At 74.6% G+C, this 23,917-nt stretch carries 22 protein-coding genes and 1 riboswitch; of the genes, 7 read left to right on the top strand and 15 right to left on the bottom strand.

Translation table 11 applies throughout. The features are described 5' to 3' along the window. Window positions 1-118 precede the first annotated feature (118 nt). From ACNJ93_RS01825 to ACNJ93_RS01815, 3 genes are read right to left on the bottom strand one after another with little or no spacing between them, the layout of a single operon-like run. Window positions 119-1,465 carry an NAD(P)/FAD-dependent oxidoreductase gene (locus tag ACNJ93_RS01825; RefSeq protein WP_418955525.1) on the bottom strand — a complete coding sequence of 449 codons (1,347 nt, stop codon included), beginning with the start codon at window positions 1,463-1,465 and terminating at the stop codon, window positions 119-121. Continuing rightward, entirely contained in the window at window positions 1,462-2,904 is a 1,443-nt protein-coding gene (locus ACNJ93_RS01820; RefSeq protein ID WP_418955524.1) for an FAD-dependent oxidoreductase, read from the bottom strand. Before ACNJ93_RS01820 ends, ACNJ93_RS01825 begins: the two co-directional genes overlap by 4 nt. Next, the gene (locus ACNJ93_RS01815) at window positions 2,901-4,370 is read right to left on the bottom strand and encodes an FGGY family carbohydrate kinase (protein WP_418955523.1); all 1,470 of its coding nucleotides are present in this window, start codon (window positions 4,368-4,370) and stop codon (window positions 2,901-2,903) included. Before ACNJ93_RS01815 ends, ACNJ93_RS01820 begins: the two co-directional genes overlap by 4 nt. Window positions 4,371-4,697: 327 nt before the next feature. Between ACNJ93_RS01815 and ACNJ93_RS01810 the strand changes: the two genes are divergently transcribed. Further along, window positions 4,698-5,678, top strand: coding sequence for a hypothetical protein (locus tag ACNJ93_RS01810; protein ID WP_418955522.1), 981 nt, complete (start codon window positions 4,698-4,700; stop codon window positions 5,676-5,678). A gap of 111 nt (window positions 5,679-5,789) precedes the next feature. After that, a complete protein-coding gene (locus ACNJ93_RS01805) occupies window positions 5,790-7,319 on the top strand; it encodes an amino acid permease (protein WP_418955521.1) in 1,530 nt (509 codons plus the stop codon). A gap of 27 nt (window positions 7,320-7,346) precedes the next feature. Here ACNJ93_RS01805 and ACNJ93_RS01800 read toward each other — a convergent pair whose 3' ends face one another. Then, the gene (locus ACNJ93_RS01800; RefSeq protein WP_418955520.1) at window positions 7,347-8,144 is read right to left on the bottom strand and encodes a GntR family transcriptional regulator; all 798 of its coding nucleotides are present in this window, start codon (window positions 8,142-8,144) and stop codon (window positions 7,347-7,349) included. Window positions 8,145-8,417: 273 nt separating this feature from the next. Here ACNJ93_RS01800 and ACNJ93_RS01795 point away from each other — a divergent pair, with 273 nt between their 5' ends. Then, complete coding sequence (locus ACNJ93_RS01795; protein WP_418955519.1) at window positions 8,418-9,758, top strand: DUF2252 domain-containing protein; 1,341 nt, start codon at window positions 8,418-8,420, stop codon at window positions 9,756-9,758. 79 nt (window positions 9,759-9,837) lie between these two features. Here ACNJ93_RS01795 and ACNJ93_RS01790 read toward each other — a convergent pair whose 3' ends face one another. Continuing rightward, the gene (locus tag ACNJ93_RS01790; protein WP_418955518.1) at window positions 9,838-11,238 is read right to left on the bottom strand and encodes an NAD(P)/FAD-dependent oxidoreductase; all 1,401 of its coding nucleotides are present in this window, start codon (window positions 11,236-11,238) and stop codon (window positions 9,838-9,840) included. A 34-nt stretch (window positions 11,239-11,272) separates the two neighbouring features. Beyond that, entirely contained in the window at window positions 11,273-11,650 is a 378-nt protein-coding gene (locus ACNJ93_RS01785; RefSeq protein WP_418955517.1) for an ArsR/SmtB family transcription factor, read from the bottom strand. A gap of 182 nt (window positions 11,651-11,832) precedes the next feature. Here ACNJ93_RS01785 and ACNJ93_RS01780 point away from each other — a divergent pair, with 182 nt between their 5' ends. Together ACNJ93_RS01780 and ACNJ93_RS01775 are read left to right on the top strand one after the other, a co-directional pair. Continuing rightward, entirely contained in the window at window positions 11,833-13,737 is a 1,905-nt protein-coding gene (locus ACNJ93_RS01780; protein WP_418955516.1) for a heavy metal translocating P-type ATPase, read from the top strand. 68 nt (window positions 13,738-13,805) lie between these two features. Then, window positions 13,806-14,321, top strand: a complete 516-nt coding sequence (locus ACNJ93_RS01775) for an excalibur calcium-binding protein (protein ID WP_418955515.1) — start codon at window positions 13,806-13,808, stop codon at window positions 14,319-14,321. On the opposite strand, the gene ACNJ93_RS01770 is transcribed toward ACNJ93_RS01775, so the two are convergent. Together ACNJ93_RS01770 and ACNJ93_RS01765 are read right to left on the bottom strand one after the other, a co-directional pair. Next, the gene (locus ACNJ93_RS01770; RefSeq protein ID WP_418955514.1) at window positions 14,318-14,851 is read right to left on the bottom strand and encodes a PadR family transcriptional regulator; all 534 of its coding nucleotides are present in this window, start codon (window positions 14,849-14,851) and stop codon (window positions 14,318-14,320) included. The genes ACNJ93_RS01775 and ACNJ93_RS01770 overlap by 4 nt on opposite strands. A gap of 20 nt (window positions 14,852-14,871) precedes the next feature. Beyond that, a complete protein-coding gene (locus ACNJ93_RS01765; protein ID WP_418955513.1) occupies window positions 14,872-16,917 on the bottom strand; it encodes an FAD-dependent oxidoreductase in 2,046 nt (681 codons plus the stop codon). A 162-nt stretch (window positions 16,918-17,079) separates the two neighbouring features. Here ACNJ93_RS01765 and ACNJ93_RS01760 point away from each other — a divergent pair, with 162 nt between their 5' ends. Continuing rightward, the gene (locus tag ACNJ93_RS01760; protein WP_418955512.1) at window positions 17,080-17,604 is read left to right on the top strand and encodes a hypothetical protein; all 525 of its coding nucleotides are present in this window, start codon (window positions 17,080-17,082) and stop codon (window positions 17,602-17,604) included. Window positions 17,605-17,837: 233 nt separating this feature from the next. Here ACNJ93_RS01760 and ACNJ93_RS01755 read toward each other — a convergent pair whose 3' ends face one another. From ACNJ93_RS01755 to dhaK, 7 genes are all read right to left on the bottom strand, one after another. Then, the gene (locus tag ACNJ93_RS01755) at window positions 17,838-18,695 is read right to left on the bottom strand and encodes an energy-coupling factor ABC transporter ATP-binding protein (protein WP_418955511.1); all 858 of its coding nucleotides are present in this window, start codon (window positions 18,693-18,695) and stop codon (window positions 17,838-17,840) included. Next, complete coding sequence (gene cbiQ / locus ACNJ93_RS01750; protein ID WP_418955510.1) at window positions 18,692-19,441, bottom strand: cobalt ECF transporter T component CbiQ; 750 nt, start codon at window positions 19,439-19,441, stop codon at window positions 18,692-18,694. Before cbiQ ends, ACNJ93_RS01755 begins: the two co-directional genes overlap by 4 nt. A 6-nt stretch (window positions 19,442-19,447) precedes the next feature. Beyond that, window positions 19,448-19,993, bottom strand: a complete 546-nt coding sequence (locus ACNJ93_RS01745; protein ID WP_418955509.1) for an energy-coupling factor ABC transporter substrate-binding protein — start codon at window positions 19,991-19,993, stop codon at window positions 19,448-19,450. Further along, a complete protein-coding gene (locus ACNJ93_RS01740) occupies window positions 19,993-20,697 on the bottom strand; it encodes an energy-coupling factor ABC transporter permease (RefSeq protein WP_418955508.1) in 705 nt (234 codons plus the stop codon). Before ACNJ93_RS01740 ends, ACNJ93_RS01745 begins: the two co-directional genes overlap by 1 nt. Before the next feature lie 28 nt (window positions 20,698-20,725). Next, window positions 20,726-20,949, bottom strand: a riboswitch (cobalamin riboswitch). Window positions 20,950-21,043: 94 nt separating this feature from the next. Further along, window positions 21,044-21,472 (bottom strand): PTS-dependent dihydroxyacetone kinase phosphotransferase subunit DhaM, encoded by a 429-nt coding sequence (locus tag ACNJ93_RS01735; protein WP_418955507.1) that lies wholly within the window; start codon window positions 21,470-21,472, stop codon window positions 21,044-21,046. Beyond that, complete coding sequence (dhaL, locus tag ACNJ93_RS01730; protein ID WP_418955506.1) at window positions 21,469-22,110, bottom strand: dihydroxyacetone kinase subunit DhaL; 642 nt, start codon at window positions 22,108-22,110, stop codon at window positions 21,469-21,471. The genes ACNJ93_RS01735 and dhaL overlap by 4 nt, the downstream gene beginning before the upstream one ends. Window positions 22,111-22,118: 8 nt before the next feature. Beyond that, window positions 22,119-23,111 carry a dihydroxyacetone kinase subunit DhaK gene (gene dhaK, locus ACNJ93_RS01725; RefSeq protein WP_418955505.1) on the bottom strand — a complete coding sequence of 331 codons (993 nt, stop codon included), beginning with the start codon at window positions 23,109-23,111 and terminating at the stop codon, window positions 22,119-22,121. A gap of 224 nt (window positions 23,112-23,335) precedes the next feature. On the opposite strand from dhaK, the gene ACNJ93_RS01720 reads away from it, so the two are divergent. Further along, the gene (locus tag ACNJ93_RS01720; protein ID WP_418955504.1) at window positions 23,336-23,806 is read left to right on the top strand and encodes a hypothetical protein; all 471 of its coding nucleotides are present in this window, start codon (window positions 23,336-23,338) and stop codon (window positions 23,804-23,806) included. Window positions 23,807-23,917: the final 111 nt, after the last annotated feature.

Here is a 23,917-nt window from a genome sequence, read left to right as displayed (position 1 = left end):
CTTGCCTTGGTTCCGTTCCTTGGTGTGCGGCATGAGCATGATGGGTCGGAACCGGCCGGTCAACCGCCTCCGTCAGGTGCCAGAGGACCCGACCACTGGCACCTTCCGCATCCGCGCGTCACCGCGCCCGCAGCACCACCGGGCCGCCGTCCGGGTCCACCGCCGCCGTCCACTCCGGCGTGACCCGCACCGAACGCGCCGGGTCCAGGACCGCCCACCGGCGGGAGCGCCACAGCAGGCGGCCGTCCTGCACCGCCGCCAGGACCGGCAGCCGCAGCGGCTCCGCCGGGCGCAGCAGCAACGGCCGCCGGGTGTCCGGACCGCCCACCCGGTTCGGGGTCACCCACAGCAGCGGCGGCTCGACGACCAGCGGAACCGTGCGCGACGGCCAGGGCGCCGCGGCCAGATGGCGCAGCACCGCGTACGCCGCCTGCCGGCCCTCCGCCTCCGCGACGGCCGCCGGCTCCGCCCCGCGCAGGCCGTTGCCCGCGGCGAACACGCCGGGCACGGGCGTACGGAACGCGCCGTCCACCGCCGGCCCGCGTGTCGCGGGGTCCAGCGGCACGCCCCCGGCACGCGCCAGCTCGTGCTGGGGGATCCAGTCGCCGGCGAAGACCACGGTGTCGCAGGTCAGCGTGCCCGTACGTCCTCCTCGGTGACGCACCGTCACCCCGGTCGGGCGGCCGTGGCCGACCAGTCCGGTGACCGTCGTCCACGGCAGCAACGGCGCGCCGACGCGCTCCCGGTACGCAGGCGGCCGCGGCCCCTCCGACACCACGCCGACGACCTCCACCCCCGCCTCCCGCAGGGTCCGCACCGCGCCGCGGGTCACCGGCTCCGCCGCCCCGATCACCACGGCCCGCCGGCCGATCGCCGCGCCGCGCAGCCCGTGCAGGTGGACGGACTGCTGCAGTTCGCCGGTCGTCAGCACCCCCGCGGGCCGCGTCCCCGGCACCAGGCGAGCGCTGCGCGGCCGTTCCCGCGCGCCCGTGGCGAGGACGACCGCCCGCGCCGTGACGCGTTCGAGGCCGGCCGGGCCCGTGACGTCGAGCGTCAGGGACGAGGCGGGGCGGGTCGGACTCGGGACGTCGAGTGTCAGGGAGGAGGCGGGGCGGGTCGGACTCGGGACGTCACGCGTCACGGACGAGGCGGGGCGGGCCGGATCGGGGTCCTCGTGCCACCAGCCCGTCGCCGTCGTCTCCGTGCGGAGCGTCGCGCCCGCCGCCACCGCCGCCTCCGTCAGCCGCCGCGCGTACTCCGGGCCGCTCGACGTCCGCCACCGGCCGAAGCCGGGCCGGTCGCAGTGCCGGGGCGCGCCGCCCGGCCACGGGTCCCGTTCCAGGACCTCCACCCGGCCCGCGCCCGCCTCCGCGAGCGTCGCCGCCGCCGAAAGGCCCGCCGGGCCCGCGCCGACGATCAGGACCTCGACGGTACGCCGCCGCCTGTGCGCGTCCGACCCGCTCACCGCCGCGCCTCCTCGGCCCGCGCCGCCTCGAACTGCGCCCGCACCGCCGCGCCGCACGCGAAGCCCTGGCAGCGGCCGCCGCGCGCGCGGGTGCGGCGGCGCAGGCCGTCGAGCGTGGCGGGCGGGATCGGCGAGGCCAGCGCGTCGCGGATCTCGCCGCGCGAGACCCGCTCGCAGTGGCAGACGAGCCGCCCGTACTCGGGGTCCCGGGCGATCAGCGCCGCGTCCTCGTACGGGCGCGGGAACGCCTCGCCCAGGTTCGGCATCCGCACCGGGGCGAGGGAGCGTTCGGGCCCCAGCTCCAGACCCCCGTCGGCGAGCAGGCCGACCACATGCGCGGCGATCGCCATGGACGCGCTCAGCCCCGTGGAGCGGATCCCGCCGACCGTCACGTACCGCTGCTCCGGGTGCGCGACGATGCGGTAGTCGTCGTGCTCGGTCGCCGCGCGCAGGCCCGCGTAGACCGCGGTGACCTCCTCGTCGACCAGCTCCGGCAGGATCCGCCGGCCCTGCGCGCGCAGCGCGGCGAGTCCCTCGGCGGTCGAGCCGGTGGCGGTCTTGTCGTCCAGGTCCTCCGCGGTCGGTCCGAGGAGCACGTTGCCGTACACGGTGGGGGAGACGAGCACGCCCTTGCCGAGCCGGCCCGGCACCGGCAGCAGGATGTGCCGGACCAGGGAGCGCGCGAACTTGTCGTAGACGATCAGCTGACCGCGCCGCGGGGTCACCGTGAAGTCGTGGTGGCCGAGCAGCGCGTCGAAGGCGTCCGCGTGCAGCCCCGCCGCGTTCACCAGGTGGCGCGTGCGCAGCACGCCGCGCGGGGTGACCAGCCGGTGCGGATCGCCCTGGCGGACCCGCTCGACCCGGCAGTCGAGATGCAGGTCCACCCCGGAGCGGACGGCCTGCGTGGCGTACGCGAGCGTCGTCGTCCACGGGCAGACGATCGCCTCGCCCGGCACCGACAGCGCCCCGAGCGCCCCCGGGCCCAACCGGGGCTCCAAGGCGCGCAGTTCGGCCGCGCCAACAAGGCGGGCGGCGTGGTACTCGTTGCGTTCGGCCTTCGCCGCCAGCCGCGGCAGCGCGGCGAGCTGCTCCTCGTCCCAGGCGACGAGCAGCGCACCGACGGGCTCGACGGGGATCCCGGTCTCGGCGGCGTACGCGAGCAGCCGCCGCTGCCCGTCGCGGACGAGCCGCGCCTCCAGGGAGCCCGGTACGGCGTCGAAACCGGTGTGCAGGATCGCGGTGTTGGCCTTCGAGGTGCCGTCGCCGACGTCGCCGGACGCCTCCACCAGGGCCACGCGCAGCCGGTGGCGGGCCAGTTCGCGGGCGATGGCGCAGCCGACCACCCCGGCCCCGACGACCGTCACGTCGTACGTCGTCCGCTCCGGATGCTCCGGATCCGCTCCGGCGCCGGGCAGCGGCCCGGACCGCGTCACCGTCATGCCGGAGCGCCCCCGCCGGCCGGGTCCGCCGCGAGCAGCGCCCGCACCGCCGTACGGAACCGCTCGCGCCGCTCCGCGGCCTGCGCCGCCCCGATCCGCGGCTCGTACACCGCCGACGGCTTCTGCCGCGGCACGGCGTCGTCCACGGTCAGCGCCCGGTCGAGACCGAGTCGGGCCACCGCCCCGACGCCCAGCGCCGTGGCGTCCGGCAACGCCGATACCTCCACCGGCAGTTGCAGCAGATCGGCCTGCGCCTGCATCAGCAGCGCCGAACGCGTCAGACCGCCGTCGACCCGCAGCACGTCCAGCGGCCCTCCGAGCTCGGCGGCCGCCGCGTCCGCCAGCTCCGCCACCTGCGCCGCGAGCCCCTCGCACAGCGCCCGCACCAGATGACCCGGTCCGGTCTCCAGGCCGAGCCCGGTGAGCGAGCCGCGCAGATCGCCCCGCCACCAGGGGGCGGCGAGCCCGGCCAGCGCCGGTACGAAGGTCACGCCGCCCGCGTCCGGCACCGAGCCGCCCACCGCGTCCAGGTCCGCGGCGCCGCCCGGCAGCACGCCCAGGTCGGTGAGCCAGCGCACCGCGGAGGCGGCCGTGTACACCTGGCCGTCCAGGCAGTAGCTGGTCCGGCCGGCGAGCCGCCAGGCCACGCAGCTGACCAGGCCGGAGGTGCCCCGACGGGGCACCGGACCGGTCTGCGCGAGCAGGAACGCGCCGGTGCCGTACGTGCACTTGGCCGTGCCCGGCTCCGTCACGCGCTGGGCGAGCAGCGCCGCCTGCTGGTCGACGAGCAGACCGGTCAGGGGAAGCGGGGGACCGAAGGCGCGCGTGACGCCGACGGCCGTGTCCGCGTCGACGACGCGGGGGAGCCGCTCGTCGCCCAGGCCGAAGACGCCGAGCGCGGTTCTGGACCACGCGACCGTGTCCAGGTCGAGAAGCTGGGTGCGCCCGGCGGTCGCGGCGTCGGTGACGAACTCGCCGGTGAGCCGGTGCACCAGCCACGCGTCGCTGGTCGTCACCACGCCCTCGCGGGTGAGGTGCCGTCGGATCCAGGCCATCTTGGGCGCGGCGAAGTACGGATCGAGGGGTAATCCGGTCAGTGCACGCAACTCTTCGCCGTACTCCGCGAGTTCGGCGCACAGCGGTTCGGCGCGGCGGTCCTGCCAGACGAGCGCGTCGGTCAGCGGATCGCCGGTGTCCGGGTCCCAGGCGAGCACCGTCTCGCCCTGGTTCGCGAGCCCCACCGCGGCCACCGCCCCGGCCGCCGGGCCCGCGTCGGCGAGCGCCGCACGCCCGGCCGCGACCACGGATCCGTACAGCTCGGCCGGGTCGACCTCGACCCGGCCGCCCGGCAGGTGGCGGGGGCGCACAGGCGCGGAACCCGTGCCGATCACGCCCCGTTCCGGACAGATCACGAGGGCCTTCGTGCCCGAGGTTCCCTGGTCGACGGCGAGTACCGCACCCCTCATCGCGCCACTCCGCCCACCCTGTCGTTCCGCCCTCGCGTGCTTGATCGCAGGGTCGAAGCCTGGTCCAGTCGGCGGACGGCGTCAAGCGTTCCCCCCGGTTCGGGCGACCCCGGGCCGGTCGCGTGCTGACCGGAGGTCAAATCCGTGCCCTGGCCGAATAGTTACGACGACCTGGAGGTCGTCCGAACAAGTGGACCCCTGGCGTCCAGCGGCCTCTATAGTGATCGCCGATCGACGGCAGGACTGCCCGCCGGAGGGCCGACCACCCTCCTCCCCGCGTCCCCGAGGAACCATGACCGCGACACCGCACGCACCACGTCCCGTCATATGAGCGGCGGCAACGGCTTCAGACCCGTGTACCACCCGGCGGGCCACGACAACGAGCTGCGCGTCGCGCTCCAGGACCTGCGGACGGGACGCTGGGTCTCCATGGCGCGATTACTCGACGGGACCGCCGGCTGGGCCGCCTGGACCCGCCGCACGCAGGTCCTCGCCGCCGTCGCCGCCGGATCCGACGTCGTACGCGCCTGGCGCGCCGAGGAGCCGCGCAGCGTCGCCGCGCTGGTGATGCACACCCGGGTCGCCGTCGAGCGGGCCATCCGCGCCCACCGCTCCGGCCACCCCCGCGCCGCGGACCTCCGCGCGGAGGCCGACACCGCCTGCCGGACGGCCGCCGCCGCCGTCCCCGCCGACCCGGTGCCCTGGATCTGCCTGCTCGCCCTGGCCGCCCTGGACCCCCGCCAGGAGCGGGCCGAGCACCGGCAGGGGCCGCCGGCCCCGATGCTGCCGCCCGGCCCCTGGGGGCTGCTGGCCGAGGCCGCCCGCCGCGACCCGCAGAACCGCGAGGCGCACCACCGGATGCTGCAGTTCCTGTACGCCCGCCGGGCCGAGGGCCCCGTCACCGAAGCCCTCACGTACGCGCACTGGGCCGCCGACGCCGCCCCCATCGGCTCCGCGCTGCACGCCCTGCCGCTCTACCCGCGGGTGGAGCGGTACCGGCGCGAACGGGGGCACGAGAAGGCCCTCGACCTGTACTGGGTCGCCGAGGACGCCATCCGGGACGCGAGCCGCGCGCTCGACTCCTGGTTCCTGTTCTGCGCCGTCGAGGAGGCGGCGCTGCCCGATCTGAACCACCTGGCGCACGCCCTGTGGGGCGCGCTCGACTTCGAGGCGGCCGGCCGCGTCTTCGAGGCGCTCGGCCCGTACTACACGACGCTGCCCTGGGCCTGCCGGACCGAGGACCCCGACGATCCCGCCCTGGCCGAGCAGGTCTTCCGGTCCGCCCGCGCCCGCTGTCTCGGCCCTTGACGCGGCGTCCCCCGCCCGCCCGCGACCGCCCGTACGAGATCCCCCGCCCGTACGAGATCCCCGCCCCGTACGCGACCGTCCCCGCTCTCCCGTCCCCCCGGAGGTAACGGCATGTCCCGCACCGTCCCCGTCTCCCTGCCGCACGAGTCCCGGCCACCTCAGGACGAGGAGGCCCGGCTGAGGGAGCTCGGCTACCAGCCGGTGCTCGCCCGGCGCATGGGCGGCTTCGGCAACTTCGCCATCAGCTTCTCCGTCATCTCCATCCTGTCCGGCTGCATGACCCTGTACGGCTTCGGCCTCGCCACCGGCGGGCCCGCCGTGATGATGTGGGGCTGGATAGGCGTCGGCGCGTTCGTGCTCTGCGTGGCGCTCGCGCTGGCCGAGGTCACCAGCGCGTACCCCACCTCGGGCGCGCTCTACTACATGGCGGACCGGCTCGGCGGCCGGCGCTGGGGCTGGTACACCGGCTGGCTCAACCTGCTCGGCCTGCTCGGCGCCATCGCCGGCATCGACTACGGCGCGGCCCTGTTCACCGGCGCGTTCCTCAAGCTGCAGTGGAACATCACGCCGACGCCCGGCTCGACCTTCCTCATCTTCCTGTGCATCCTGCTGCTCCACGCGCTGCTCAACCTCTTCGGCGTGCGCCTGGTCAGCGTGCTCAACTCGATCAGCGTGTGGTGGCACCTCACCGGTGTCGCCGTCATCGTCGGCGCCCTCGCGCTCGTGCCCGACCGCCACCAGTCGCCCGGCTTCGTGTTCACCGAGTTCGTCAACGAGACCGGCTGGGCCAACCCGTTCTACGTCGCCGCGATCGGTCTGCTGCTTGCCCAGTACACCTTCTCCGGGTACGACGCCTCCGCGCACCTGTCGGAGGAGACCTCCAACGCCTCCGTCAGCGCCGCCAAGGGCATCGTCCGCTCCGTGTGGGCCTCCTGGATCGCCGGCTTCCTGCTGCTCGCCGGGCTCACCTTCGCCATCCAGGACTACGAGGGGACCGCGGGCTCCGAGACCGGCGTGCCGCCCGCGCAGATCTTCCTCGACGCCCTCGGCTCCGACGGCGCGACGGTGCTGCTGCTCGTGGTGATCGTCGCCCAGCTGTTCTGCGGCAACGCGGAGGTCGCCGCCGCGAGCCGCATGGTGTTCGCGTTCAGCCGCGACAACGCGCTGCCCGGCTCGGCGATCTGGCGGAAGGTCAGCAGCCGGACGCAGACGCCGGTCCCGGCGGTGTGGCTGTCCGTGTCCGTGGCCGCGGTGCTGGCGCTGCCCTCCCTGTACTCGGCGACGGCGTACGGAGCGGTGACCGCCATCAACGTCATCGGGATCACGCCCGCCTACGCCATCCCCGTCTACCTGCGACTGCGCGCCGGCGACCGGTTCGAGCCCGGGCCGTGGAGCCTGGGGCGGTGGAGCCGGCCGATCGGCTGGATCGCGGTCGTGTGGGTGGCCTGCGTGACGGTGCTGTTCTGCCTGCCGCAGCGGTCGCCGGTCACGGTCGACTCGATGAACTACGCGGTCGTCGCGCTGGCGGTGGTGCTCGTCCTGGCCACGGTGTGGTGGTACGTCGCCCGGCGCTCGTACGGCACGCCGGCGGCGTACGGCAACGCGCGCGAGCAGGCGCAGATCGAGGAGGGCATCGTCTGACGCGCGGTGGCCGGCAGGCGCAGCTCGTCACCCGTCGAACTCGTAGGTGAGCGCGGCCTCCTGGGCCAGGAAGTCGATGTCGGTGATCTCCAGGGCGTTGCCGTGCTGGTCGTTCACCACCCGGTGGACGACCAGCCGGGCCGGTCCGTCGGCGGGCCCGTCGCCCCGGCTCACGCCGACCGACTCGCGGTGGGTCACCCGCAGGCCGGCCCGGTGCATCCAGTGGTACAGCAGCCGCAGGTCCGGCTGGTGCCGGGACGCGTCGAGCCGGCGGTACCGGCCCAACTCGGGGATGCGCTCCAGCGCGTGGCGGGAGAACCGCGACTCCGCGTGCTGCACCGGCGCGCCGTCCGGGGCCAGCACCACCTGCCGGTGGACCAGGGTGGCTTCCCCCGGCCGGAGCGCCAGCGGAGCTGCCAGCGCGGGCGGCGGCGGTTCCCAGGCGAGCACGGCGCGCACCACCGCGCCGGGCGTGGCCGCCCCGCCCGGGAACGTCTGACGGCGGGCGAGCAACAGCGGGAGCCGGTCGGAGCGTTCGGCGGGCGCGACGGCGGCGAAGGTGCCGCGCCGGTCCGTGACCACCCGCCCCTCCTCGCGCAGCATCTGCAGGGCGCTGCGCACCGTCTGCCGGTTGACCGCGTGCCGCCGGGCCAGTTCGCGTTCCGAGGGCAGCCGGCTGCCGGCGGCGACGGCTCCCCGGGCGAGGTCCCGCCGCAGGGCGGCGGCGACGCGGACGTACAGCGGGGGCGCGAGCCCCTCGGGGTCGGCCGCGGGGTGGGAGGCGAGGCGGGGTGCGGGGGCGTACGCGGGGACGGGGTCGGCCATGACGGGCCCTCTCTTCGCTCAGCGTGAACGCTTGGACCGTGTGCGTGATCAATGTCTATCATTGGTCTAAACCACTTCGGAAGGGCTGCCCGGACACCGGCGGGACTCTGGCCGAAACGGTGCAGACCGCGGGCGTCCTCGCAGGCCGGAGCGGGTTCGGGATGCGGCGGCCCGCGCGCGGCCCTTAACTGGCTCCAGACGGTCCGGTGACCGGTCCGCGGCCGATGCGCCGCGGAACTGCCGGTACGTGCTGGGAGAGGCGGGTGAGGCCGGATGACGACTCCGTCCGAGCGGGCCGCGCGCGGCCGGGCCATCCGCAAGAGGGTGCCGCGCTCCTCCCACGGCAACTGGATCCCGGCCTCGGGCCGCCAGGACCCCATAGCCGTCCTGGAGAAGCAGGGCGTCGACCGCGTCCCCGAACTCCTCCCGCTGCGCTACGGGCGCATGGCCGTCTCGCCCTTCGCCTTCCTGCGCGGCGCCGCCGCCGTCATGGCCGGCGACCTCGCCGTCCAGCGTCACACCGGGCTCACCGTCCAGCTCTGCGGAGACGCCCATCTGCTGAACTTCGGCGTCTACGCCTCACCCGAACGGACGATGCTCTTCGACGTCAACGACTTCGACGAGACGCTCCCCGGGCCCTTCGAATGGGACGTCAAACGTCTCGCCGCCAGCGTCGCCGTCGCCGCGCTGCAGAACGGCGGCACCAAGGCCAAGGCCCACCGCGCCGCCCTCGTCACCGTCGCCGCGTACCGGGAGGCGATGAACCGGCTCGCCGGCCTCGGCGAACTCGACGTCTGGTACGAGCGGATCGACGCCCAGCACCTGCTCGACTCCGTCCGCCCCGGCCGCCGCGCCGGACTCGAGGCCCGGCTCGCCCGCGCCCGCCGCCGCACCAGCCTCCAGGCCATGCGCAAGCTGACCGAGGAGACCGCGGACGGCACGCGCCGGATCGTCGAGGACCCGCCGCTCCTGGAACGGGTCGGGGACGTCGACCGCACCACCCTGGGCAAGATTTTCAGCGACTACCGCAGCTCCCTCGCGGAAAAGCGGCGGCTGCTCCTCGACCGGTACCGCTTCGTGGACGCCGCCCGCAAGGTCGTCGGCGTCGGCAGCGTCGGCACCCGCTGCTTCGTCCTGCTCCTGGAGGGCAGGGACTCCGACGACCCGCTGATGCTGCAGATCAAGGAGGCCGGCCGCTCCGTCCTGGAGGAGCACCTCGCGCCCAGCGCGTACCCCCACCAGGGCCATCGTGTCGTCGCCGGACAGCGGCTCATGCAGGCCGCCGGCGACATCTTCCTCGGCTGGATGACCGGACCGGAGCGACGGCACTTCTACTGGCGGCAGTTGCGCGACATGAAGGGCTCGGCGGAGGTCGAGCTCATGTCGCCCTCCATGCTGCGCGACTACGCGGCCCTCTGCGGCCGCACCCTGGCCCGGGCCCACGCCCGGTCCGGCGACCGCATCGCGATCGCCGGATACCTGGGCGGTTCGGACGCCTTCGACCGGGCCGTCGCCGAGTTCGCGATGCGGTACGCGGCCCAGAACGCCGACGACTACGCGGCGCTGACCGCCGCGATAGCGGCGGGCGTCGTCGCGGCGGCGCCGGGGGTGTGACGGGCGGGCCCGCCGGGCCCGCCGGGCCCGCCGGATCCTCGGGTCCGAGGCGTGCGGACCGGGGGAGCGCCAGGGGTGCTCAGTCCTGGGGAGCCTCGCGCCACATCGCCGGCTCGCGCAGCCCCTCGCGCACCGGCCCCAGCACCGCCCGGACGACCTCCGGCGCGAACAGCGCACCGGCCGGCTCGGTCAGCGTCAGCACCGCGCGGAACGGGGCGCCGACCACCGGATCGCTCATGTACCGCTGCTGGATCCGCTCGAGGTACCAGGACACCGGCTTGTCGGCCACGCTCGTGCCGAGGACGTTGCCGGTGGCGCCCGGCATCTTCAGGTCGGCGCCCTTCGAGATGTCCCACGCGAACGCCGAGGCGTCGAACAGGGCGCGCTGCACCCGTCGCGTGGTCGGCGTCTTCCTGCGGTCGGCGAGCGCGTCGCGCAGCGCGACCGCGCTCAGCGCGGCCACCGCCATGCCCTGCCCGTAGACCGGGTTGAACGTGGCCAGCGCGTCGCCCATGGCCAGGAACCCGGCCGGACGGCGGCCCGGACGGTCGTACCGGCGACGGATGTTGGCCGTCTTGCGGAAGCCGAACACCGGCGACTCCGGCTCCGCGCGGCTCAGCCACTCCGAGATGACCGGGTGCGGCAGCCGCTTCGCGAACTCCTCGAACCCCGACTCGTCCGTCGGCGGGGCGTCGTCGCGCAGCCCGGAGAGCGTCACCAGATGCCGGCCCTCGCCGATCGGCAGCACCACCGCGCCGTACACCTGACGGGGGTTGGGGACGATGTAGTAGCCGAGCGCGTCGGTGCGCTCCGGGTCCTCCTCGGCCCGGTAGATCCGCGTCGCGTAGGCGAGGCCCGTGTCGAGGACCTCCTCGTGCGGGGCCTCGGCGCCGATCGCGGCCAGCCAGTCCGGTGCCTTCGAACCGCGGCCGGAGGCGTCCACGACCAGGTCCGCCTCCAGCGTGCGCTGCTCCTTGTCCGCTCCCGCGCCACGCTCGCGCAGCCGCACGCCGCGGACCCGGGCGGAGTCGCCGGCCAGCCCCACGACCTCGCTGCCCTCGACGGTCTCGATCCGCGGGTCCGCCAGGACCCGGCGGCGGACCAGCCAGTCGAGCTGCGGGCGCGCGCCCGTGAACAGGCGGGTGGTGGCCGGAGTGCGCCGCATCCAGCTGCCGTTGGCCCAGCTCACCAGGTCCTGCGGCATGCCGACGGTCGGCGCGCCGAGCTCCGCCAGCTCGTCGAGAAAGCCCGGCAGCAGGGACTCCAGCGCCTGCTGCCCGCCCGCCAGAAGCACGTGCAGGTGCCGGCTCTGCGGGACGCCCGGCCGGGGCTCTGCGCCCTCCGGGTACCGGTCCCGCTCGACGACGGTCACCCGTTCCGCGTGTTCGGCGAGCACGCGCGCGGCGAGCAGCCCGGCGAGGCCGCCCCCGATCACCACCGCATGACGTGTCCGGCGCTCGTTCCCCAACTGGTCGGCCATGCCCGCCCTTTCGTCGTAGGTCCCCCGGGTCCTTCTACGACTGTCCAGTATCCACGGTCGGTTGGGGAAGATCGCGTGCGCCCAGCCGGAGGTGCTCGATGTGGTAGACGGCCTCGTCGAGGAGCTGGGCCACGTGGTTGTCGTACAGGCTGTACTCGATGCGCCGGCCCTGGCGGACGCCGTTCACCAGGCCCAGCGTGCGCAGCAGGCGCAGCTGGTGGGACACGGCGGACTGCTCCATGGCGACGGCCTCGGCGAGCTCGGTGACGCCGCAGGGGCCCTGGCGCAGCCGGGTCAGGATCATCAGCCGGGACGGGGTGGCGAGGGCCTGCAGCGTGGCGGCGATCGTGGCCGCGGACTCGGCGTCCAGCTGGATGGCCTGCGTCGTTCCGTCCTTCGCTCCATGTCCCATGCGCACATCGTATCGGCGGCCGGTTCGGCCCCCGCCGGGCATATATTCATGAATGAAGACCTCTTCATATGTTCCGCTATGGTGGTGGTCTCGGTGCGCCCCTCCGTGCGTCTCCGTGCGTACTCGTCCGTCCCTGCTTGTCCCCGCCCATGCCGTTTCCCGACCGTGAAGAGGTGTGCCCGATGGCTTCCCCGGTGCTCGACACCAGGACCACCGCCCCCGCCGCGACCGCCCCGCCCGCCGGGCGGCGGACCGGCCTGTTCGCCCTGCCCGAGGTCCGCTGGGCGGCGCTGAGCACGCTCGCCTTCCTCGCCGCGCTGCCGCTGGACCTGGCCGGTGCGCCCGCCTGGGCCTGGGGACCGCTCTACGCGGTCTGCTACGCCGCGGGCGGCTGGGAACCCGGCCTCGAGGGCCTGCGGGCCCTGCGCGAGAAGTCCCTGGACGTGGACCTGCTGATGGTGGTGGCGGCGCTCGGGGCCGCCGCGATCGGGCAGTACCTGGACGGCGGCCTGCTCATCGTGATCTTCGCCGTCTCCGGCGCCCTGGAGGCGCTCGCCACCCGGCGCACCGCCGACTCGGTGCGCGGCCTGCTCGACCTGGCCCCCGAGACCGCCGTCCGACTGCTGCCGGACGGCGCCGAGGAGACCGTCGAGGCCGCCGCGCTGCGCGTCGGCGACACCGTGCTCGTACGCCCCGGGGAGCGGCTGCCCGCCGACGGCACCGTGCTCGACGGCGCGAGCGAGGTCGACCAGGCGTCCATCACCGGCGAGCCGCTGCCCGTCCCGCGGGCGGCCGGCGACGAGGTGTACGCCGGCACGCTCAACGGCGCCGGGGCGCTGCGCGTCCGCGTCGGCGCCGACCCGGCCGACTCGGTCATCGCCCGCATCGTCGCGCTCGTCGAGGAGGCGAGCGCCACCAAGGCCCCCACGCAACTCTTCGTGGAGCGGATCGAGCAGCGGTACTCGGTCTGCGTGGTCGTCGCCACGCTCCTGCTCTTCGCCGTCCCGCTCGCGCTCGGCGCGGACTTCACCGAGACCCTGCTGCGCGCCATGACCTTCATGATCGTGGCCTCCCCCTGCGCGGTGGTGCTCGCCACGATGCCCCCGCTGCTCTCGGCCATCGCCACCGCGGGACGCCACGGCGTGCTCGTCAAGTCCGCCGTGGTCATGGAACGCCTCGGCGAGGCGGGCCGGGTGGCCCTCGACAAGACCGGCACGCTGACCCAGGGGGAGCCGCGGGTGTCCCGCGTCCGCGGCGACGAGTCGGTGCTCGCGCTCGCGGCGGCGGCCGAGCGTCCCAGCGAACACCCCCTGGGCCGGGCCGTGGTGACGGCGGCTCAGGAGCGCGGCGTGAGCGTCCCGGAGGCGAGCGACTTCGTCTCCGTGCCGGGCCGGGGCGTACGGGCCGTCGTCGACGGCCGCGCGGTGGAGGTCCGCAGGGCCGACGGCGAGGCGCACGCCGACACCGCCGTCGAGGTCGTCGTGGACGGCGAGGTGCGCGCCGTCCTGGAGTTCACCGACCGGCTCCGCGAGGGCGCGCCCGAGGCGGTCGCCGCCCTGACCGCGCTCACCGGGACCCCGCCCGCCCTGCTGACCGGCGACAACGCGGGAGCCGCGGGGCGCGTCGCGGAGGCCGTCGGCATCACGGACGTCCGCGCCGAGCTGCTGCCGGAGCACAAGGCGGCGGCGGTACGGGAGTGGGAGAGCTCCGGACAGCGCGTCCTGTTCGTCGGCGACGGCGTCAACGACGCCCCCGCCCTGGCCGCCGCGCACTCCGGCATCGCCATGGGCCGGGCCGGCTCCGACCTCGCCCTGGAGACCGCCGACGCCGTCGTCGTCCGCGACGAACTCGCCGCCGTGCCCGCCGTGATCGCGCTCTCGCGGCGCGCCCGCCGGCTGGTCGTCCAGAACCTCGTCATCGCCGGCGTCTGCATCGCCGCGCTGGTGACCTGGGACCTCGCCGGCCACCTCCCGCTGCCGCTCGGCGTGGCCGGCCACGAGGGCTCCACGATCCTCGTCGCCCTCAACGGCCTCCGGCTCCTTCGCGACGCGGCCTGGCACAAGGCGGCGGCCCACCGTTCGGCGTAACTACACAGGGTCACTCCCGCCCACCGCTCGTAGCGTCGTGCTGACAGCCCCGAGCGTTGGGAGACACCATGAACCGCCGTACCGCCGCGGTCGGCATACTCCTGGCCTGCGCGTCCGTCGTCCCCGCGGGCGGCATCGCGCAGGCCCAGGACCTGGACTGCCGCGACTTCGCCACGCGCGAGGAAGCGCAGAGGGAGTTCGACCGGAACCGCAGCGACCCGCACCGCCTGGACGAGGACGACGGGCCCGACGACGGCATCGCCTGCGAATGGCTCCCCTCCGGCCACCGTCCCACCCCCGCGCCCGTCGACCCCACGACCGCGCCGCTCGACCCGGTCCCGGCGCCCATCGACCCGGCGCCCCTGCCCATCGACCCCGCGCCCCGGCCCGTGGCCCCCACCCCCGCGCCCCTCGTCCCGACCCCCGCTCCCGTGACCCCCACGGTGATGCCGACCCGCGGCACCCAGGGCGGCGTGGGTGGCTCGTACCGCCCCACGGGCCTGGAGACCGGCCTCGGCGTCGGCCTCACGGGCGCGGCCCTCCTCGCCGGCGGCGCGTACGCCCTCCGCAGGCGGCGGTCCTAACGGTCCAGTTCCGTCAGGGCGTCCGTGAGCCAGGCGATCCAGAAGCGCTCCAGTTCGATCCCGCCCCGGAGCACCAGGTGCCGCAGCCGGTCCGGCTCGGTCTTCCGGCGCTCCGGCGGGAAGTCGCGGTCCTCGATCTCCAGGTACTCGTCCAACTGGTCCTGATGCAGGGCCAGATGGCGTTCGAGTTCCTCGCGCATCCCCGCGCCGCCGACGACCGCCGCCGCCCGCATGCGCAGCAGCAGCGCGGAGCGCATGGGCTTCGGGTCCTCGGTGCGGGAGACCCACTCCGCCAGTTCGGCGCGGCCCGCGGGCAGGACCTCGTACTCCTTCTTCTGCCCGCGCGTCGGCGTCTCGGAGGGCAGGGCACGGATGTGCCCCGCCTGCTCCAGTTTCCCCAGCTCGCGATAGATCTGCTGGTGCGTGGCCGACCAGAAGTAGCCGATCGACTTGTCGAAGCGGCGCGTCAGTTCGAGACCCGAGGACGGCTTCTCGAGCAGTGCGGTCAGGATCGCGTGCGGGAGGGACATGCACGCATCCTAGATTCGGATCACAGGGTGGCCGCCAGCCGCGTCCCCTGGTCGATGGCCCGCTTCGCGTCCAGTTCGGCCGCCACGTCCGCCCCGCCGATCAGGTGCGCGGTGCGCCCGGCGGCGACCAGCTCCTCGTACAGGCCGCGGCGCGGCTCCTGGCCGGTGCACAGGACGACCGTGTCGACGGGCAGCACGCTCGTCTCGCCGTCGACGGTGACGTGCAGCCCCTCGTCGTCGATCCGCTCGTACGTCGCGCCGGCGACCATGGTGACCCCGCGGTGCTTCAGCTCGGTCCGGTGGATCCAGCCGGTCGTCTTGCCCAGCCCCGCGCCGACCTTGCTGGTCTTGCGCTGCAGCAGGTGCACCTGGCGCGGCGGCTTCGGCCGCTCCGGGGCCCGCAGCCCGCCCCGCTCCTCGTACGAGGTGTCCACGCCCCACTGGCGGAAGTACGTCTCGGCGTCCTGGCTCGCGCCCTCGCCGCCGTCCGTCAGGAACTCGGCCACGTCGAAGCCGATGCCGCCGGCGCCGAGGATCGCGACCCGCTCGCCGACGGGCGCGCCGTCGCGCAGCACGTCCAGGTAGCCGACGACGCTGGGGTGGTCGACGCCCTCGATCTCGGGGACGCGCGGGGTGACTCCGGTGGCGACGACGACCTCGTCGTAGTCCGCGAGGAGTTCGGCCGTGGCGGTGGTGTTCAGCCGGACCTCGACGCCCTTGGCGTCCAGCTGGACGCGGAAGTAGCGCAGCGTCTCGTTGAACTCCTCCTTGCCCGGGACCTGCTTGGCGACGTTCAGCTGGCCGCCGATCCGGTCGGAGGAGTCGAAGAGCGTGACCGTGTGGCCGCGTTCGGCCGCGGAGACGGCGCAGGCGAGGCCGGCCGGACCGGCGCCGACGACGGCGACGCGCTTGGCCAGACGGGTGGGGGAGAGGACCAGTTCGGTCTCGTGGCAGGCGCGCGGGTTCACCAGGCAGGAGGTGATCTTCAGGCTGAAGGTGTGGTCCAGGCACGCCTGGTTGCAGCCGATGCAGGTGTTGATCGTCTCGGCGCGGTCCGCGGCGGCCTTGGCGACGAAGTCCGGGTCGGCGAGGAACGGGCGGGCCATCGACACCATGTCGGCGCGCCCCTCGGCGAGGATCTGCTCGGCGACCTCGGGGGTGTTGATGCGGTTGCTGGTGACCAGCGGCACCGACACCGCGCCCATCAGCTTCTTCGTGACCCAGGTGTACGCGCCGCGCGGCACGGACGTCGCGATGGTCGGGATCCGGGCCTCGTGCCAGCCGATGCCGGTGTTGATGATCGTGGCGCCGGCCGCCTCGATCTCCTTGGCGAGCGCGACGACCTCCTCCAGGGTGGAGCCGCCGGGGACGAGGTCGAGCATGGACAGGCGGTAGATCAGGATGAAGTCCTCGCCCACCCGCTCGCGGATGCGGCGGACGATCTCCAGCGGGAACCGCACCCGGTTCTCGTACGAGCCGCCCCAGCGGTCGGTGCGGTGGTTGGTGGCGGCGGCGATGAACTCGTTGATCAGGTAGCCCTCGGAGCCCATCACCTCGACGCCGTCGTACCCGGCGGCCTTGGCCAGCTCGGCGCAGCGGGCGTAGTCCTCGACGGTCTGCTCCACCTCGGCGTCGCTGAGCTCGTTCGGCACGAACGGGCTGATCGGCGCCTTGATCGCGCTGGGCGCGACCAGGGCCTCGTGGTACGCGTACCGGCCGAAGTGCAGGATCTGCATCGCGATCCGGCCGCCCGCCTCGTGCACCGCGTCGGTGATCAGCCGGTGCTCGGCAACCTCGTGGTCGGTGGTGAGCTTCGCCCCGCCGTCCCACGGCCGGCCGGCCTCGTTGGGCGCGATGCCGCCGGTCACGATCAGGCCGACGCCGCCGCGGGCGCGCTCGGCGTAGAAGGCGGCCATCCGCTCGAAGCCGTTCTCGGTCTCCTCGAGCCCGACGTGCATCGAGCCCATGAGCACCCGGTTGGGCAGGGTGGTGAACCCGAGGTCGAGCGGGCTGAGCAGATGCGGGTACGGGGTGGTGGCCGGGGCCTGGGCCGGGGTCGCGGACATGAGGGCGCCTCCTCGCGCGGGATCGTCCTCCCAGTTCTAAGGGACCGCGGGGCGGTTCTGCAACTAGTTGCAGAAGGGTGGGAGGGTGATGTGCGCTACTCGGCGGTAGGGGGCAGGCCGCCCTTGCCGCCGCGGATGGTCGGGCCCTTAGGCTCTGCGGCCATGGAGTACGCGCTCACCCACGAAGGCACCGCCTTCCTCAACTTCCGGCACTACCCCTTCCGAGGCGCGTACGCGCACGCCTACCGGTGGGTCGACGTCAAGCGGCTGCGGCTGCCCGCGGAGCCCCGCACCGACCGCGAGCTGCTCACCGCGCTCATCGCGCACGAGCAGTTCCGCGACGACTACGCGGGCGGGGGCGTCGAGCCGGACGGCATCCGGCACGGGCCCTACTGGCTGAGCCGGGTCACGCCCGAGGCGTACGAGCCGATCGCCGCGGAGGCCGCCGAGCGGGCGCTCCGCGACTGGGCCGACCAGTACGAGCCCGTGCCCGAGGAGCTGGCCGCGGACCTGCGCCGGGAGACCTCGTCGGACACCTGGCCGACGGCGGACGGGGTGTACCGCCTGTCGGGGCTGGGGGAGGACGCGTACCACGACTGGGGGCCGGTGCACGGGGAGTACCACGAGTTCGTGGTCCTCGACCGCAGGGCGCGACGGCTGACGCTGCTGGTGGCGGCGGACGACTGAGGGACGGAGGGAGGGAGGTCCGGGGAGGGTAGGGCGGTGACTGAGGGGGCGTATGGCGAGGCGGTGACTGAGGGGGTGGACGGCTGGGGCGGGGGCGAGGGCCGACGTGCCCGCGACGCCCCCGCCCGGCTCCGCCCCGCGCGGCCCGGCTCCGCCCCGCGCGGCCCGGCTCCGCCCCGCGCGGCCCGGCTCCGCCCCACCCGGCCCGGCTCGCCTCCGCCTGCCCCCTCGCGTCAGCCCGTCGGCCTCGGGGTCCGGCGAGTGGACCAGGTGTCGAGTTCCTCGGCCGTGCGGGGGCCCGGGGTGTTGTCCGTGAGGAGGCCCTGTTCGCGGAGGAGGCGGGCGACGGCCATGCCCCATGGGCGGCGGAGCCGGGCCGCGTCGAGCAGGGCGTCGTCCGCGAGGAGCTCCTCGACCGGGCCCGTGCGCAGGCCCGCCGGCGACAGCACGGCCGCGTCGTCGGCCCAGCGCAGGGCCAGGTCCACGTCGTGCGTCGCCATCACCACCGTCGTCCCCGCGTCCCGCAGCCGGCCGAGGACCTCCAGGAGCCGTTCCTGCCCGTGCGGGTCGAGGCCGGCCGTCGGCTCGTCCAGGATCAGCACGCGTGGCCGCATCGCCACCGCCCCGGCGATCGCGGCCCGCTTGCGCTGACCGTACGAGAGCAGATGCGTCGGCCGGTCCTCCAGCGCCGCGATGTCCAGCGCCTCCAGCGCCTCCCGGACCCGCAGCCGGACCTCGTCCTCCGGCAGCCCGAGGTTCAGCGGCCCGAACGACACGTCCTGCCCCACCGACGCGGCGAACAGCTGGTCGTCCGGGTCCTGCAGCACCAGCTGCACCGTCGTCCGCAGCCGCGTCAGGCCCTTACGGTCGTACGTCACCTCCTCGCCGGCCACCCGCAGCGCGCCCCGGGCGCACCGCAGACCGCCGCTGAGCAGCCGCATCAGGGTCGTCTTGCCGCTGCCGTTGCGGCCGAGGAGCGCCATGGCGCGTCCCTCGGGCACGGCGAAGTCGATCCCGTCGAAGACCGGCGGGCCGTCCTCGTACGCGAAGCCCGCCCGGACGAGCTCGACGACCGGGAGTGGTGGAGTCACGGCAGAGACCTTTCGAGGACGAGGGTGAGGGCGACCAGACCGGCCAGCAGCGCGGCCGTCGCCGCGAGGAACCGCCGGGACACCGCCGCCTCGGGCACCAGCACGCGCAGCGTGCCGTCGTACCCGCGCCCGGCGAGGCCCGTCTGCAGCCGCTGCGCCCGGTCGAAGGCGCGGACGAACGCCGTCGCGCCGAGACCGGCCAGCGAACGCCAGGTCGCCGCCCGGGTGGTCAGCCCGAGGCGGGCCGCCTGCGCCTGCCGGACGCGGGTGATCGCGTCGAGCAGCAGGAAGCCGATCCGGTACATCACGAGCGCCACGTCCACGACCGGCGCGGGCACCCCGGCCCTGACGAGGCGCGGCAGCACGTCCGAGACCGGCGTGGTGAACGCGAACAGCAGCACGCCCAGCGAGGCGGCGGAGGTGCGCAGCAGCAGCTCGCCGGCGTGCACCGGGCCGTCGGGGGCCAGGGCGACGAGGCCGGTGGGCCCGCCGACCTGGAAGAGCAGCGGCACCGCGCCGGTCACGCAGAAGCCGAGCGGGATGCGGAACGCCCGCCACAGCTGCCGGCCCGGCACTCCGGCCGGTCCGAGCAGCACGGCGAGGGTCGCGGCCGCGACCAGCACGGCGCCGGGCCACGGGGGCAACGACACCGCGCACAACGTCAGGCCGAAGCCGAGCACGGCCTTCTCGCAGGGATGACGGCGGCGCCAGCGACTGCTGTGCGCCGCCGCGTCAATGGGCAGCACGGGGCGTCAGCCCCCGGTGGAGGGCTCGGCCTTGCGAGCGCCCGTTTCGGCGGCCGCGGGGCCGCCGGCCGCGGGAGGAGCGCCCGCCTCCCCGGACGCGCCCGCGTCCTCGGACGGCACCGTCACCTCGGCCGACGCCCCCGCGGCCGCGCCCGCCTTGGCGGCCGTGCCCGCGGGGTCACCGCCTGCGGGAGGAGCGCCCGTCTCCCCGGACGCGCCCGCCTCGGCAGTCGCCTCCGCGGCCGCCAGCGCGCGGGCCTCGCCCTGTCGGCGGCCCTTGCGGAGCCCGAAGTAGTACGCGAGCACGCCCGCGCCCAACGCCGCCTGGAGCGAGAACAGCGCGGACTCGATCTCGCCGGACGGCGGCTCGTACAGCGGGGTGAACCAGGGCTCGTAGTCCGGTCGGAGTTCCGTGATCGCCGCCTCGGCCTCCCCGTCCGCGCCCGTGAACGGCTCCTCCTTGTGGTCGCCGAGACCGAGCGCGAGCGGCACCACGGCCAGTGCGGCGACCACGAGCAGCAGCAGACTGTTGATCTTCGCGTTGCGGCTCATCACCGGGCCCCCGCCTCCGTCGTCGTACCGGCCTTGGCGCCGCCCTGGAGCAGCACGCCGAGGCGCGTCAGCTCGCCCTTGCTGGACTGGATGAGCAGCCGCATCACGAGCACCGTGAGCAGCCCCTCGCTGACCGCCAGCGGGACCTGCGTGACGGCGAAGATCGAGCCGAACTTCGCGAGCGCGCCGGCGATGCCGCTGCTCGGGTCCGGGAACGCCAGCGCCAGCTGGACGCTGGCGACGCAGTACGTCGTGAGGTCGGCGAGGAACGCGCCGAAGAACACGCTCACCATCAGCGGCACGTCGAACCGCCGCAGCAGCCGGTACACCCCGTACCCGGCCCAGGGCCCGACGACCGCCATGGAGAACACGTTCGCGCCGAGGGTGGTGAGCCCGCCGTGGGCGAGCAGCAGGGCCTGGAACAGCAGCGTGATCGTGCCGAGCACCGCCATGATCGGCGGCCGGAACAGGATCGCGCCCAGCCCCGTGCCGGTCGGGTGCGAGCAACTGCCCGTCACGGACGGAAGCTTCAGCGCGGACAGGACGAAGGTGAACGCACCCGACGCGCCGAGCAGCAGCGTGGACTCGGGGTGGGCCTTGACCTCACGGGTCAGGGCGCGGACGCCGTGGACGACGAACGGGGCGGACGCGACACCCCAGGCGGCGGCGTGCAAGGGGGGCAGATACCCCTCGGCTATATGCATGGTTGGGAGACCCTCTCCAGCACCTCGTGGATGGACAACGCACCTTGGCCGGTCTCCTGGCTGACGGTCATGCCGCCCGGACTCCGCCTTCCCAGACCGCAGCGGTCACCCGCGGCGGTCCAGTGGCTTCCCGCGAGGGATGGAGCCGGACCTCCCGATCACAGTGGCGAGGGCCGCACCGGTTCCACACCGGTTTCCCGTACACCAAGGCGCTGCGACACTAGTGCGTTGACCAGGTGCATCACAACACGGCCGGGTGGCTGCGGAGGCGTTTGGGACGTGTGCCACACAAGGTGCCGCCGTGCCGCCGCCGGGCCCGGCGCGGGCGGCCGCGCATGGTGAGGGGTCACTCCTTGCGGTATCCGTACGCCTCCGAGGCCGCCGCGGCCACCGCGTCCAGGTCGCCGCCGGCGCTCGCCGTGACGAGGGCGGCGACGGCGCCCTCCAGGAAGGGCGCGTCCACGAGCCGCGCGCCCTCCGGCAGTTCGTCGCCCTCCGCGAGCAGGGCCTTCACCGTCAGTACGGCGCTGCCCAGATCGACCAGCAGCGCCACGCCCGCGCCCCGGTCGACGGCCCGCGCCGCCTCGGCGATCAGCGCGGAACTGGTGCCGAGCCCGCCGTCCGCGGTGCCGCCGGCCGCGGCGAGCGGCGCGGTCGAGCCGCCGCCGGTCAGCCCGCGGGCGAGTTCGGCGACGGCGGAGGCGACGGCGGCGCTGTGCGAGACGAGCACGAGCCCGACGTACGGGCGCTCCCCGTCCGGCCCCGCCGCACTCACTCGGCCCCCCGAGTCTTCTCGGCCGTCTCGGCCAGTGCGGCGATCAGCAGCGCGGAGGAGGCCGCCCCCGGGTCCTCGTGCCCGATGCTGCGCTCGCCGAGATAGCTGGCCCGGCCCTTGCGGGCCTGCAGAGGCACGGTCGCGAGCGCGCCCTCCGCGGCCGCGTCGCGGGCCGCCGCGAACGACTCGCCCAGTCCGTCGACCGCCGGCAGCAGCGCGTCCAGCATCGTCTTGTCGCCGGCCTGCGCCCCGCCGAGCTGCGCGACCGCCGCGACCCCGGCCGCGAGCGCCTCGGCGAGCCGCTGCCGGGTGACCGTCTCCGCGTCGCCGAAATCCTTCCCGGTACGCCGCAGCAGCGTCCCGTACAGCGGACCCGACGCACCGCCGACGGTCGAGATCAGCTGCCGCCCGGCGAGCATCAGCACCGCCCCCGGAACGGCGGGCTCCTCCTTCTCCAGCACGTCGGTCACGGCGGCGAACCCGCGGCGCAGATTGGCGCCGTGGTCGGCGTCGCCGATGGCCGAGTCCAGCTCGGTGAGCCGGTCCGCCTCCCGGTCCACGGCGGCCGCCGCGGCGGCGAGCCAGCGCCGGAAGAACGGGCCGTCCAGTTCGGCGTCGAACGCGGTCACGTCGGACACTCCTCTCCTCACCGACCCCAGCGCAGGGCGGGCGTCTCCACCGGCGCGTCCCACAGCCGCAGCAGCTCCTCGTCGAGCCGGCACAAGGTCACCGAGCAGCCTGCCATGTCGAGCGACGTCACGTAGTTCCCGACGAGGGTCCGGGCCACCGGAACCCCGCGCTCGGCGAGGACCCGCTGCACCTCGGCGTTGAACCCGTACAGCTCCAGGAGCGGCGTGGCGCCCATGCCGTTGACCAGCGCGAGCACGGGGCCGTCGGGCCGCAGATCGTCCAGGACGGCGTCCACGGCGAAGTCCGCGATCTCCCGCGAGGTCATCATGGCCCGCCGCTCCCGCCCCGGCTCGCCGTGGATCCCGATCCCCAACTCCAGCTCGCCCGGCGGAAGGTCGAACGTCGGGCTGCCCTTCGCCGGAGTCGTGCACGCACTCAGGGCCACCCCGAAACTCCGGGAACTCGCGTTCACCTGACGGGCGATCGCCTCCACCCGCTCCAGCGGCTGCCCCTCCTCGGCGGCCGCCCCCGCGATCTTCTCCACGAACAGCGTCGCCCCGGTCCCGCGCCGCCCGGCCGTGTACAGACTGTCGGTCACGGCGACGTCGTCGTCCACGAGCACCTTGGCGACCTGGATCCCCTCGTCCTCGGCGAGCTCCGCGGCCATCTCGAAGTTCAGCACGTCGCCCGTGTAGTTCTTGACGACGAACAGCACCCCGGCCCCGCTGTCCACGGCCGCCGCGGCCCGCACCATCTGATCCGGAACCGGTGACGTGAACACCTCCCCGGGACAAGCCGCCGCCAGCATCCCCGGCCCCACGAACCCCCCGTGCAACGGCTCGTGCCCGGACCCCCCACCGGACACCAGCGCGACCTTCCCCTCCACCGGCGCGTCCCGCCGCATCACCACCCGGTGCTCCACATCCACCGCCAACCCCGGATGCGCGGCGGCCATCCCCCGCAACGCATCGGCGACCACGGTCTCCGGGACATTGATCAGCATCCTCATGGGCGTCTCCTCGGGATCTGAGCAGAGGGTCGCTTCTCGGCGGTGGTGGAAATAGTCCTGTCGGCAGTATCGGCGCTGCCGCTGCGAAGGTCACGTGGGCAGGCTGATGCCCGACGATCACCTCCTCGCCGGCTGCCCGGCGGAGCGAGGCGTCGGTTCAATGGCGTGGCCGACAGGCCCGGGCGTGGCTACTCTGGCGCTTCTGCGAGCCGGGGAGGCACGGGATGGTGAGGCGCAGGACGCCGCAGGAGAAGAAGCGGCTGAGCTACGTCAGAGACCATCGGAACAACTACGGCGAAAATGACAAGAGCTCGCGCAAGAACATCCGCCGCAACAAGCGGTTCCCGAACAGAGCCAATCGACGTCACGCACAGACCGCGCTGGCGGCACTCCTCGGCTCACGCGATCGCGACGATGGCCGCGCCGACGGTGTCGAGGAGCGCATGAACGGCCGGCGCCCGAAGCGTTGGCGGAAGTTCCCCGACGCGCCGCTCGGGGCCGTCGTCGACGGCGCCCTCCAGCAGCGCGCGACGGCGGGCACCGGCGCAGAGGCCGAACGCGCTGCTGCCCGCCTCCGCAGCGTCCGCCGTCGATTCGACTGGACGGCACGCTCCGACAACCCGCTTCTGCCGCCCTTCGTCGTGCGCGGGGTCCGCTGGTCGCTCGTCGACGACGATGAAACGGACTGCGGCTGACGTCGGGCTCACGAAATGGAGCGCAGCCACGGGATGGTCGGGGGACGGGGTGGTGCGTGCGTCGGGGCAAGGGGGAAGCGCGGCCACCGTGTGGGTGCGTGGCCGCGCTTC

The sequence above is a fragment of the Streptomyces tritici genome (assembly GCF_048500665.1).
Taxonomy (GTDB): Bacteria; Actinomycetota; Actinomycetes; order Streptomycetales; family Streptomycetaceae; genus Streptomyces; species Streptomyces tritici.
This window is presented reverse-complemented; position numbering and strand designations above follow the sequence as displayed.

Coding starts and splice junctions, on each gene's coding strand:
- ACNJ93_RS01765 (WP_418955513.1), bottom strand. CDS start 16,917: ATGTCCGCGACCCCGGCCCAGGCCCCGGCCACCACCCCGTACCCGCAT.
- ACNJ93_RS01775 (WP_418955515.1), top strand. CDS start 13,806: ATGAACCGCCGTACCGCCGCGGTCGGCATACTCCTGGCCTGCGCGTCC.
- ACNJ93_RS01810 (WP_418955522.1), top strand. CDS start 4,698: ATGAGCGGCGGCAACGGCTTCAGACCCGTGTACCACCCGGCGGGCCAC.
- ACNJ93_RS01800 (WP_418955520.1), bottom strand. CDS start 8,144: ATGGCCGACCCCGTCCCCGCGTACGCCCCCGCACCCCGCCTCGCCTCC.
- ACNJ93_RS01795 (WP_418955519.1), top strand. CDS start 8,418: ATGACGACTCCGTCCGAGCGGGCCGCGCGCGGCCGGGCCATCCGCAAG.
- ACNJ93_RS01805 (WP_418955521.1), top strand. CDS start 5,790: ATGTCCCGCACCGTCCCCGTCTCCCTGCCGCACGAGTCCCGGCCACCT.
- dhaK (WP_418955505.1), bottom strand. CDS start 23,111: ATGAGGATGCTGATCAATGTCCCGGAGACCGTGGTCGCCGATGCGTTG.
- ACNJ93_RS01785 (WP_418955517.1), bottom strand. CDS start 11,650: ATGGGACATGGAGCGAAGGACGGAACGACGCAGGCCATCCAGCTGGAC.
- ACNJ93_RS01790 (WP_418955518.1), bottom strand. CDS start 11,238: ATGGCCGACCAGTTGGGGAACGAGCGCCGGACACGTCATGCGGTGGTG.
- ACNJ93_RS01720 (WP_418955504.1), top strand. CDS start 23,336: ATGGTGAGGCGCAGGACGCCGCAGGAGAAGAAGCGGCTGAGCTACGTC.
- ACNJ93_RS01760 (WP_418955512.1), top strand. CDS start 17,080: ATGGAGTACGCGCTCACCCACGAAGGCACCGCCTTCCTCAACTTCCGG.
- ACNJ93_RS01780 (WP_418955516.1), top strand. CDS start 11,833: ATGGCTTCCCCGGTGCTCGACACCAGGACCACCGCCCCCGCCGCGACC.
- ACNJ93_RS01815 (WP_418955523.1), bottom strand. CDS start 4,370: ATGAGGGGTGCGGTACTCGCCGTCGACCAGGGAACCTCGGGCACGAAG.
- ACNJ93_RS01820 (WP_418955524.1), bottom strand. CDS start 2,904: ATGACGGTGACGCGGTCCGGGCCGCTGCCCGGCGCCGGAGCGGATCCG.
- ACNJ93_RS01770 (WP_418955514.1), bottom strand. CDS start 14,851: ATGTCCCTCCCGCACGCGATCCTGACCGCACTGCTCGAGAAGCCGTCC.
- ACNJ93_RS01740 (WP_418955508.1), bottom strand. CDS start 20,697: ATGCATATAGCCGAGGGGTATCTGCCCCCCTTGCACGCCGCCGCCTGG.
- ACNJ93_RS01745 (WP_418955509.1), bottom strand. CDS start 19,993: ATGAGCCGCAACGCGAAGATCAACAGTCTGCTGCTGCTCGTGGTCGCC.